This window comes from Sphingopyxis sp. 2PD (assembly GCF_005503695.1).
GTDB lineage: Bacteria > Pseudomonadota > Alphaproteobacteria > Sphingomonadales > Sphingomonadaceae > Sphingopyxis.
In genome coordinates this window covers 222278-232782 of record NZ_SCMU01000003.1, presented here as the reverse complement: position 1 = coordinate 232782, position 10505 = coordinate 222278, and the positions used below count along the sequence as shown (strand labels likewise).

Sequence of the window (10505 nt, the reverse complement as noted above, 5' to 3'; positions counted from 1 at the left end):
CTTTGCGCCTGCTTCGGCAATGCCGACCGGCGCAATCAGCGCCAATGCCGCCAAGATACTTATTATACGCTTTCCCATGACCCTATCCCTTTATGGTGTTCCCCGGCTGACCGAGCCTGACGTCCGCATCCGGGCGATGCCCCGCGCAAAGCCGCGTTCGATGGCGCGGCTGGTTGCCTGCGTAGCCGTCGCGCCGCGTCCGGCGACAAAGCCGCCCGCCGCTGCGATCGCCGATGCAAATTGATTGGCGAGCGCAGGCCCGCCCCCGCCAAGCGAGGCGGCCAGCATCGGAATTTGCAGGAAGAAAAAGAAGCCGAGCGCGTAGAAGGCCAGCGCCTTGATCGCGGCCATGCCAATCTCGTCATTCTCGGAAATCGTGGCGATGATCGCATCGCCGGTTTGCGTCAGGAACAAGGTCAGCACGAGCGCAAACACGATCAGCATCAGATAGTTGATGCAGGCCCCCAGCCAGGCGAAGAAATAACCGCGCGTGGACTCGAACAGCAAAGCCGCCACGAACAGCGGCCCGACCACCGAAAGCAGGGCAAGCGCAAACAGCCCGAACGCGCTGATCACAAAGCCGATAGCAGCACAGAGCAAAGTGGCAACAATCACCATCACCACGAGGAAACCGGCAAAGACCGCATAGCCGATGTCGGGAAGCGTTCCCTGGGTTTGCTGGTAGTCGGCTGCGATCTTCCGCATGGTGTTCGCGGTCTCGAAGCCGGTGCCCGCGAGCTTGTCATAATATCCGCCGAGTCCGCCGACGTCCGATGCGCCGAGCGCGCTAGCGAACTGGCCGGGGAGGCCGCCCAGGGCAAACATGCCAATTTGGCTTCCGTAGAGCGAGGTCACGGCAAAATAGAGAAAAGCGAGCTGGCAACCGCGATAGGCATATTCACGGAATGGATATTGGACCGCGCCGCGCATGATCGCATAGCCGAGCAGCGAGATGTAGATCACGATCCCGATGCGCAGTGCGGGGGAAACGATGCCGATCACGGCCGCGTATTTCCCCACGATGCCCGCAAGCGCATTGTTAAGCGCCTCGAACATCGTCGTGAAAACATGATCGCTGAAATCCATATCCGGCACTCATTCCTTGTGCATCTGGCCTTGAGCATTTGGGTCAGTTGCTGATTTGAAGCTGCGACTTGGCGAAAGCTGCCGCACGGCAATTTGTCGTGACGACGGCGGGTTCGGTGTCCTTGGGGGCAGCCGATCCCGCCCATTCGCGGCAAATCTTCTGCATCGGTTCGATCTCGCCCGGATTGGCGACATAGTATCGCCAATCCCGCGCTGGCATGTCGGCTTGGGGTGTGGACCTGCCACACCCCGCCAACAGTAGCCCCGTGCAGATGATCGCAGATCGCATCGTCATTGCCCGCGATAGTAGCGGCTTGCTGCATCGAGCTTTTGGGCGAGGGCCGCTTGCCCTTCGGCTGCGCGCTGGCGCTCCTGCGCCTCTTGCTGCAAGCCAATGGCCTGCAAGCGGAGCTGGTCGTTCTGCATCGCAGCGGATTCAAGTTGTAGCCGCGCCGTCAGGTCAGCCACTTCCTTCGCCGTTCCTGCGGTTGCCAACCGGCTGCGCAATTGATCCAGCCCTTGCGCCCGCGACGTGACGGCAGCGCCCATATTCTCGGCGAGACCGGCGTTGATGCCGATGTTGCGAGCATTGAGATCATAAGTCGCGCGGGATTGTTCGGAGCCGGCAAGACCCAGCTGCCCAAGCAGATCGCGATACACCGCATCGGCCTTGGCGCGGCCCGCGCCGACAACATCGAGATTACCGTTGCCAAAGCCTTCGAGCGAGCCGCCCGAAATGTCGAGTTCGCGCAGGGCATCAGACTTGAGCTGCTGTGCCAGCCCCGGAATGTCTGTGAGCTTGTTCAAATCCTGATAGAGCTTCTGCGCCTCGGCAATTTGTTGCTTGCCTTGGGCCACGACCTGGAGCGCCTGTCGGACGGCGTTGATCTGCTGGATCAGGCTGGCACTGTCATGGACAGGCATCCCCTGTGCGAATGCTGGCAATGGGGCCGCGAACAGCAATGTTGCGCTCAGTGCTTTGGTCAAATTCTTCATCGACTTACCTTTCTTTCAGTTCAGCTAGGACGCCTCCGACGGTGGAAGAGGGGCAGCCAGACAGCGGGATCGTTCCCCACCTCGGCAATAATCTCGTCAGCAACGGCGGTGGTTTCCGCGCGGCCCGACAGGACCGCCAGTTCGTCATCCAGCCCGGCCAGATCGAGTTCGACCACCACGCTGTCATGGCCTTGCTTGACCAGAAACTTGTGGCTTTCGGGCGCAAGTTCTTCGCGCACCAGTTTGAATTCGGCTTCGGACAGTGCGAACCCTTCGACATAATCGCGCCGCGCCCCGAACGGGTTGGGCAACATGATCTTGGTCGCGACCTGTTCGAGAATCGAATGGCTGATGTCGCTCTTGAGCGCGTCGGCAGGTGACTGCGTGGCGAACACCAGCACGGCGTTACGCTTGCGGTAGGTTTTGAGGCCGTCCTGGGCGAAGCGGCGGAACGCCTCGTCGCCAAGCGCTTTCCAGAATTCGTCGATGCAGATCACCATCCGCTCGCCAGTCAGAAGCTGGTCGATGCGGTGGAACAGATACAACATGACCGGCGTGCGAATGTCGGCATTGTCGAGAAAGTCGGTCATGTCGAAGCCGATGAACCGGGCATTGAGCGTCATTGAATCCGCCGGATTGTCGAACACCCAGCCAAGGGATCCTTCAGACGTCCATTTCTCAAGCCGTGCACCGACGCCGCTGGAATCCTTCATGCCAAGCATCGAGCGCAGCGCGCTAAGCGAACGATCAGCAACGTCGAGCTTCATCACGGCATTGATGCCGTCCTCGATCAGTCGTTCTTCCTGAACTGAAATCGGTTTGCCGTCCGCGCGGACGAGCTGGCGGATGAACAGCGATAGGAAACTCTTGTCCTCTGCGCGATTGGCGAGCGCCTTGAGCGGGGAGAAGCCGGTCGGGACGCCGTTATGGAGCGCGAGATAGGTGCCGCCGCTGGCCTGCACGAAAATTTGCGCGCCGCGATCCTTGTCGATGAATATCTGCCGTGCGCCGGTCTTTTCTGTCTGCGCCATCAGGAAGTTGAGCAACACTGTCTTGCCGCCGCCCGATGGCCCAATGATGAGGGTATGACCGAGATCGCCCTTGTGGAAATTGAAGAAATAGGGGCTGCGGGCATTGGTTTTCAGCAAGGCAATCGCATCGCCCCAATGATTGCCACTGGCACTTCCTGCCGGAAAAGTATGGAACGGCGAAAAGGCCGCGAAATTTAGCGAGGTGATCGGTGCGGGCCGGGCGCGCCATGCGAAATTGCCGACGAGCTGCGACCAATAGGCTGCTTCAAGAGCCGCCCCTTCGCGCGCTGCCACCATGCCAGTGTCGGCCAGCGCCGCCCGTGCGACCGACATATGATCCCGCAAACCCTTCACGCTGTCGGCATAAACCGCGAGCGTGAAGTGGTGATCGCCCAGCACAAAGCGGTTCGACATCAGATCATCGCCCGCGTCGATCAGCGCATCAGCTTGGCTCACGGCCCTGTCGCCTGCATTTTCCATCTGGGTCATGCGCAGCCGGAATTTTTCGGTCGCAGCAGCCCGCCCGAGGAAAGTGAAACTCTGCGTCAGCACGAACCCGAAATCGACCGATAGCAGCGCCTCGAATTGGCGCGGCGTGGTTTGGGCGGGATATTCGCGGATACCGAAGATCCCGCCGAATGCCGAAGCATCGGCATCTCGCACTTCGATTGTTTCTGCGCCAAAGATGGTGCGCGAGCGGTAGAGCGCACCGCCGAGATGCCCGCGCACAACGGGGACGCGGCGATGGCGACCGGTCATCACCATGTCGGCCACTTCCATCGTTTCCGAAAACATCAAGCCGCGATGCTCGTAGATCGAGCAGCGGCGCGGTTCGCAGCGCGCCATCAATTTCTCGAAATCGCGCGCTTTGTCGTCAAGCAGTTCGACAAGCGCCTCGTCGATCATCGGTCCTTGCCGCACCTCTTTGGAAACGCGACGTTTGAACAACTGGATAATCTTGTCGCCGCCCGTGGCACCTGGACGGATTACCAACGTGACGAAGAAGCGGTTGATGAACATCCGCTCCCGGTTGATCCGCCCGAAATAGGCGCGGTCGAGATCGGCGGCAAAACCGGATTTGAACGTGCCGCCTGGATATTGATCGACCCGCATCCTGATCAGATGTGTCCAGATTGACAGCCGCTCGTCATGGAGGTTGCGGAACAGCCCGTTGAGCTTGGTATGCCAGTCGTTGAGGTCGCGGACGTCGGCGGTCTCGAACGCACGGCCTTGCAGCTCGAATGTCAGCATGATGTCGCCGGAATCCAGCGCCACCATGTCTTCGTTCAAATGCCGGGCATAAGGCAGGAATTTGGCTGGGTCGGCCTCGCGCTGCGCCACCTTGAGTGGCACTGCATTTGTCGAGGGGAGCAGCTTAGCCATGACGGCCAAAGCCCTTCCGGCGAAGTCCGGCCAGTGGAAGCGGCGAATAGCTGCTACCGCCCCAGAACGCCCGATTGCGATTGCCGAGCTTTGTCCGCCCCCACAGGAACAGCAGGCGGAATGCGTTGACGTCGTGCCGCACGATCAACCGCGAGATCGAATATCCGAAAGCGACAACCAGCGCGGCATAAACGGGGCTGTTGCTCCATATCAGCACCGACGCGCTTGAGATCAGCAATAGCACCGCCGCCTCGATCGGGATGCCCGCCCAAAGTGCGGGGCGCGTCACCGCAAGAAACAGCTCGTTCTTGGTCAGGATTTCGGTTTCGTCCGACATCGCATTATCCCGCGATGATGCCGACGATTGAGTCCGCCGAGAAGACAATCGCAATCCCGATAATCACCGTCACCAGCACCGCTGTCGAAGCGCGACCCGTAAACCAGAGCAAGCCCGTGACGATGACGGCGATCACCGCGAGCGTTCGCAGCAGCGTCGATGAGAGCAGGCCGCGCACCTTGCTCGCGAAACTCTCCAGATTCTGCGCATAGGCAGGATCGGGGTTTGCAAACGATATAATGGTCGCCGCAGTTAATGCCGCGCCCCACACTATGGCGCTTTGTCGCGATTTGGGCATGGCATTGAATCTGGCTGCAATGCTTGCCCGCCAGTTTCCGACACCACGCCCAACTTTCAGGATTATATTCATATGCTGCTCCTCTCGTTTCCGGCGAGAATTTGAGTTTCGCGGTCGTAAGCAGCACGCTCAAAGACGTTCCACTTGGGTGGCGGAGCCGGGCGGGGCTGTGCTTCTAGTGCCTGTGGCACTGTGTTTTCTGAGGTCAGCAGTCCGCGCAGATCGCCGTTTGCCGGTGGGGCAACGGCAACTGGCGGCAAGGCCTGAGCGAATGATATGCCAGTGTCCGCGACGCCAGCGTTGCCAATGACCTTGGCAACATAGCCATTCCGAAAACCGCGCGTCTGGCTTCCCGTGTTATACATCGAGAGTGCGACCCGAAGGGCAGCTTGTGGATCGCGTCCGGCTTTCGCCGCATTGTAGTTCGTGGTGAGTACGCGGCCGAGAGCCGCGACATTGGTGCAGGGGTCGAATATGGTCTCCCAGGTCAGGCCAAGCCAGCGCATGTTGCGCGAGTTGATTTGGCCAAGTCCGAGATCGACAGAATATCCGGCTGCTACATACCGCCGAGCTGTTGCTGCTGCATCGGCGGCGCTGGTTTGGCGGGCGGGTTGCCTCCCACCGTTTACATTGAGGGCGAATTGCTCGCCGCTGCTTTCGGTCTGAACGATGGCTAACACCGTTTCGGGTGCGACTGTTGGTGCGCATTGCGACGCCAATGCAAGTATGGCAGCCGCAGAGTAGGCCATCAGACCATATCCCCAATTGATCTCAGGTGCGCTTGGCTGCTCACTGCGCCGTTCCTCCCAACTTTCTCTGTCAGGCATGAATACTCTGCCTGACTGTGGGACTATTGATAGCGGGCGGGCTGATCAGTCAGCTATAGATTGAAAAAGGCTCAACGGGCTTTTCGACTTATCTATCGAACCCTGTGGCAGCCTTTGACCTTCAATCTTGATCCTGCGGACTATGTGTTCATCGCTGGGTGGGTTCGCAGTCATGCCGATTCTTGATCTGAGTTTGAATAAGTAAGGCGAAATCGAACATTTGCCTTTGCAATCCCAAGGCCTCGCCGGTGTCAACCAGCTAGAGGCGAACTATGAACCGAAGCCGTTATGTAACTCGGCCACTCGATGGGACTGATCGAGCGATTATCACCGCGTTGACCGGGAATGGCCGCATGACCGTTCGGGAGCTTGCGGAACAGATCGGCTTGTCCAGCCCCAGCGTAACCGAGCGCATTCACAAGCTGGAAGATGCGGGCGCTATCCGGGGATATACGGTTTTGGTCGATTCCAAAGTCTTCGGCCTTGGCATCGCCGCTCACGTCCGACTGCGCGCCATGCCCGGTGAAGTGAAACGGGTTGCACAGATGCTGATCGACACGCCTGAGGTCGTCGAAGCGGATCGCGTAACAGGGGAAGATTGTTTTCTGGCGAAGGTCATGGTTAGCGATGTGCAGGAGCTTGAGACTGTGATTGATCGTTTTCAGCCATTTGCATCGGCAGATACGTCCATCATTCTATCGTCAACGGTCGTTCCACGCCTTCCCAAAATCTAGGAGATCTCACTTGGGCAACGGCCTTGATCCCGTATGGCGGATGCTTGTCAGTGGCCACTGGGCCGTGCTGAACCAATGCCGTGGCTGATTTGAACGCGATCCTTTGAAAGTATCGCAACGCTGATTAGCCTTGTATGTCGAACGCAATGGATAGTGCGCGCAAGTTTCTGGAAAGCCTTCAGCGATTCGATTTGTCGATGCTGCTACGACATTGCCAGGCGTCGGTTGAACAGCTCGAAACTGCACTGGATTGGTTTTCTGACTTAGAAGACGAAGCAATCATCGTGCGCGCGCCAGTGCCGATAGCGGATGCGTTGCGCTCACTTCCGCAACAGGATCGCAAGCGGATTGCCGAAGCTGTTTCGAGCGGTCAGCAGGTCAGCAAACAACACGATGATATTCGCGTCGAAACGCTGGACGGTGCTCACGCATCCGGCACAGTTGCGCTGCTTTCGGAATTGCTGATCCATCGCGGGATGATGATCGACGTTGCGACCGGAGGCGCACGCATACAGGACGTTGACGACTACTACAGGGCGCGGGAAGTCCGAATCCGAGAAGCAATCCCGGAAGGCGTCACATACGAGAACCCGCACGTCGATTTGTGGGCATGGTATCGCCATTGGGGAGCGGAACTGCCTCAATACAAGGATCGGCGCTTTTACGTTCGCCAGCTATTCAGTCACGCGATCGAAACCCTTTCAAAACGATCGTCATTGCCATCTGAGCCTCGCGAGGTGACGGGATGGGAGCGAGTTGACCGCGCCTTGTCAAAGGCGCGAACGCAACTTGAATCGGCTTCCGCCGAAGAAGATTGCCAAGCCATCGGGCTACTTTGCCGCGAGGTCATCATATCGCTGGCGCAGGCAGTTTATGATCCCACTATCCACGAATCGTTAGATGGCGTGCGGCCAAGCGACACAGACGCGAACCGAATGCTTGAAGCCTATATCGGGCACGTCTTTCCCGGCGCGAGCAACAAGGAAGTGCGGGCGCACCATCGAGCATCGCTGGCGTTGGCGCTGAACCTCCAACATCGCCGAACCGCTACTCGACTACTGGCTGCACTCTGCGTTGAAGCAACCGCATCAACGACGGCTGTTGTGTCGATCATCGCTCGTTCGGACAGCGTTTGACGACGGACGGATCGTAGGGTGGCCATTTCAAAACCGGAAAGACAGAAACGGGATGGCGAGCGATCAGCCTACTCAGGCATCAGCAGATCGTCACCGTCTCGCACTTCCTTTTGGCGCCCCCTAGCATGGGTGCATTTGGCCTAAAACTTACACAAAGTCTTACACAGTTTTCACTTGCCTGACAAAATATAACCGTTTATCAATGCCATACGGAAGCCTCGTCCCACTCAAAATGCGGTTCCGCAAGGAGTGCTGGTTCGAGTCCGGCCAGGGGCACCATCATCTTTTCGGCCGCCTTCGCGAAAAAAATGGCGGACCGCATGGCGGCCCGCCAAGGTTTCGACCGGCGTGCTTGGGGTCATCGCCGGTCGCCCCGTTCGATTGCTTATTCGGCCGGTTGCTGCCCGCTACGCTGCTGTTCGGCGGTCTTTTTCAGCCGGCCCTTGGTCATTCCCGTGACCAGCACGTCGCCCGATCCGGCAAAGCTCGCGGCGGGCAGCGTCGCAACGCGGTTGCCGACTTCGACAGTCACCGCTTCGACCACGCCGCGACCCGTCTGGCGCAGCTCCTGGACATGGCCGATCACCTTGCCGCGCGCGTCGGTCACGGGCATTCCCGGCTCCACCGCGAACATGCCGTTGCCGCTCGCCGCGCCGCTGCCCGCGGCGGCGAGTTGGCCGAGGCTGCCCTGGAAGCTGCCCGCGGCCGATCCGGCGCCGCTGGCGCTGCCTGAGACGTTCGACAACGCGCCGCCGGTTCGATCGCGGACAGTCCCGACCGCACCCTGCGCGGTGCCGGTTACGGTCGAAGCCGTGCCCCGGGCAGTGCCGACGGCGCCGCGCGCAGTCTGCCCCACAAAATCGGTTCCCACGGCCTGCGCATCGACGCTGCCGCTACCCGCGGCGCTGCCCGACCCATTAGCATTGCCGCCGATGCTGTTGCCCAGCAGGTCGCCATTGCCGCCCGCCGAACCCCGACCGTTCGCGTCGGCGCTGCCCTTGCCCTGTACGCGGCCCGAACGGCGATCGACCTGCGCATCGCCGCGGCCCGAACCGGCGAGCTCGCCCGCCGAGCCCAGCGTGCCGCCGATCGGGCCCGTCGGATTGCCAAGCGTCCCGCTCAGCGTGCCGCCCAAGCCGCCGCTCAGCCCGCCGCTGCCGCCAAGCAGCTGCGCCGACGCCGGGACCGAAAGGGTCATGGCCGACGCAGCGATTGCGAGGGCCGAGACGAAGATATGTTTTGCCATTGCTCTTCTCCTGAATTTGCGGCCCGAAGGGGATGGGCCTGACAAGAGAACGATGGCGCTTGCGAATTTCTTCCGAAAAATTTCGGGTCGGGGTCAGCGGCCGCCGCAGCTGCTGCAGATCAGGCCGTGGCCATAGATTTTGTCGCGGCCCTTCTTGCCCAGATCGCGCGCTTCGAGCACCAGCGCGGTCACCGCGGCGGCGATCCGGTCCGTCGCGGGCGCGGCATAATGCTGCGCCAGTCGCCCGGCGACCAGCGGTGCGGCGAAGGATGTTCCGCGCAGCCGATCGCTGGTGGCGGCGCCGGTGGCGGCGTGGACATCGGCGCCGGGGGCGGCGAAATCGACGTGCAGCGCGCGGCCTGCCTCGGGCAGCGCGCGGTAGCGGGCGTCGACGCCGGTCACCGCGAAGACGCCCTTGTACGAGGCCGGATAGGCGGGCGGCGCGGCGGGGCCGTCGTTGCCCACCGCCGCCACGATCAGCATCCCGCGCTGCTGCGCGCGCGATACCGCAATCGCGAGCAGCTTGTTGTCGGGACCGACAAGGCTGATCGTCGTGACTCCGACACCGCGCTCGGCAAGCCAGCCCAGCGCGCGGGCGATGGCGCTGGCATTGCCGCCCGCCGGGTCGCCGCCATAGACATCGGCCGCAGCGAGCCGCCGCCCCGGCGCGGCGCCGCGCACCGTGCCGGTCCCGATGAGCAGCGAGGCAACCGCGGTGCCGTGGCGGCTTGGTACGGGCGCGCCGCGCGCAAACCCGCGCTGTTCGACGCGCCCAGCGACCGACGGGTGCGCGGCGACGCCGCCGTCGATCAGCCCGAGCGGGGCGCCCGATGACGAAGCGCTGGCGGTCGCTAGCGCGGCGACGGGCAGCGCGCCGCCCGGGCCGCTCGTGAAATAGAGATGGTCGACGTCGATCGCCGCAGCGGGCAGGCGTTTGGCAAGCCGCTTTTGCGCGCGCGTCAGGCTTTGCCCTTCGGGAACCGCAAAGCGCGCGATGTCGAGATCGAGCCCGGCAATCCGCTCGCGGTCGATCAGCGCGAAGCCGCCGTCGCGGGCGCGGGCGACCATGGCGTCGTCGATGCCCGTGGCGATCAGCACCCCGCGCACTGCGGGTTGGCCATTGCGATCGGGCTCGATCCGGTCGCGGCGATCACGCAGCAGGTCGGCAATCCGTTCGATGCGCGCCTGCGCCAGCGTATCCCTGACCGCAATCAGTGGCTCGGTGCCAATTCCCGGCAGCGACGGCAATGTCCGCGCCGCGTCGGGGATTTGTACCGACGGCACCGCGATCTGCGCGCGGGCGTGCGGACCGCTCATCGCCAACATCAGGCTCAGGATCAGGGCTGTCGAATGTCGCACGGTGCTTCCTTGTTCATCCCGGGCGCGAAGACGAGCCTGGGGTGGCTTCGAAAAATTTAGCATGTCGCGGAA

11 protein-coding genes are annotated in these 10505 nt (G+C 61.5%); 2 read left to right on the top strand and 9 right to left on the bottom strand.

Annotation, left to right across the window (positions count from 1 at the left end; all coding sequences use genetic code 11):
• Positions 1-90: 90 nt before the first annotated feature.
• The 7 genes from FFS18_RS04765 to FFS18_RS04740 form a co-directional block, all read right to left on the bottom strand.
• Positions 91-1086, bottom strand: coding sequence for a TrbL/VirB6 family protein (locus tag FFS18_RS04765; RefSeq protein ID WP_137869965.1), 996 nt, complete (start codon positions 1084-1086; stop codon positions 91-93).
• Positions 1087-1129: 43 nt separating this feature from the next.
• Positions 1130-1306, bottom strand: coding sequence for a hypothetical protein (locus tag FFS18_RS17395; protein WP_171005229.1), 177 nt, complete (start codon positions 1304-1306; stop codon positions 1130-1132).
• Positions 1307-1377: 71 nt separating this feature from the next.
• Complete coding sequence (locus FFS18_RS04760; protein ID WP_137869964.1) at positions 1378-2082, bottom strand: type IV secretion system protein; 705 nt, start codon at positions 2080-2082, stop codon at positions 1378-1380.
• A gap of 20 nt (positions 2083-2102) precedes the next feature.
• On the bottom strand, positions 2103-4496 hold the full coding sequence (locus FFS18_RS04755; RefSeq protein WP_137869963.1) for a VirB4 family type IV secretion/conjugal transfer ATPase: 2394 nt from the start codon (positions 4494-4496) through the stop codon (positions 2103-2105).
• A complete protein-coding gene (locus FFS18_RS04750; protein ID WP_137869962.1) occupies positions 4489-4833 on the bottom strand; it encodes a VirB3 family type IV secretion system protein in 345 nt (114 codons plus the stop codon). The genes FFS18_RS04755 and FFS18_RS04750 overlap by 8 nt, the downstream gene beginning before the upstream one ends.
• A gap of 4 nt (positions 4834-4837) precedes the next feature.
• Positions 4838-5203, bottom strand: coding sequence for a TrbC/VirB2 family protein (locus FFS18_RS04745; protein WP_249340297.1), 366 nt, complete (start codon positions 5201-5203; stop codon positions 4838-4840).
• Positions 5200-5958 carry a lytic transglycosylase domain-containing protein gene (locus FFS18_RS04740; RefSeq protein WP_249340296.1) on the bottom strand — a complete coding sequence of 253 codons (759 nt, stop codon included), beginning with the start codon at positions 5956-5958 and terminating at the stop codon, positions 5200-5202. The genes FFS18_RS04745 and FFS18_RS04740 overlap by 4 nt, the downstream gene beginning before the upstream one ends.
• Positions 5959-6230: 272 nt before the next feature.
• On the opposite strand from FFS18_RS04740, the gene FFS18_RS04735 reads away from it, so the two are divergent.
• Positions 6231-6692, top strand: a complete 462-nt coding sequence (locus FFS18_RS04735) for an Lrp/AsnC family transcriptional regulator (RefSeq protein ID WP_137869961.1) — start codon at positions 6231-6233, stop codon at positions 6690-6692.
• A gap of 146 nt (positions 6693-6838) precedes the next feature.
• Entirely contained in the window at positions 6839-7828 is a 990-nt protein-coding gene (locus FFS18_RS04730; RefSeq protein WP_137869960.1) for a hypothetical protein, read from the top strand.
• Between the two features lie 385 nt (positions 7829-8213).
• Here FFS18_RS04730 and FFS18_RS04725 read toward each other — a convergent pair whose 3' ends face one another.
• Positions 8214-9074: a hypothetical protein gene (locus FFS18_RS04725; RefSeq protein ID WP_137869959.1), complete on the bottom strand. Its 861-nt coding sequence runs from the start codon at positions 9072-9074 to the stop codon at positions 8214-8216.
• A 93-nt stretch (positions 9075-9167) separates the two neighbouring features.
• Entirely contained in the window at positions 9168-10433 is a 1266-nt protein-coding gene (locus FFS18_RS04720) for a S8 family serine peptidase (RefSeq protein WP_249340294.1), read from the bottom strand.
• Between the last annotated feature and the right edge of the window lie 72 nt (positions 10434-10505).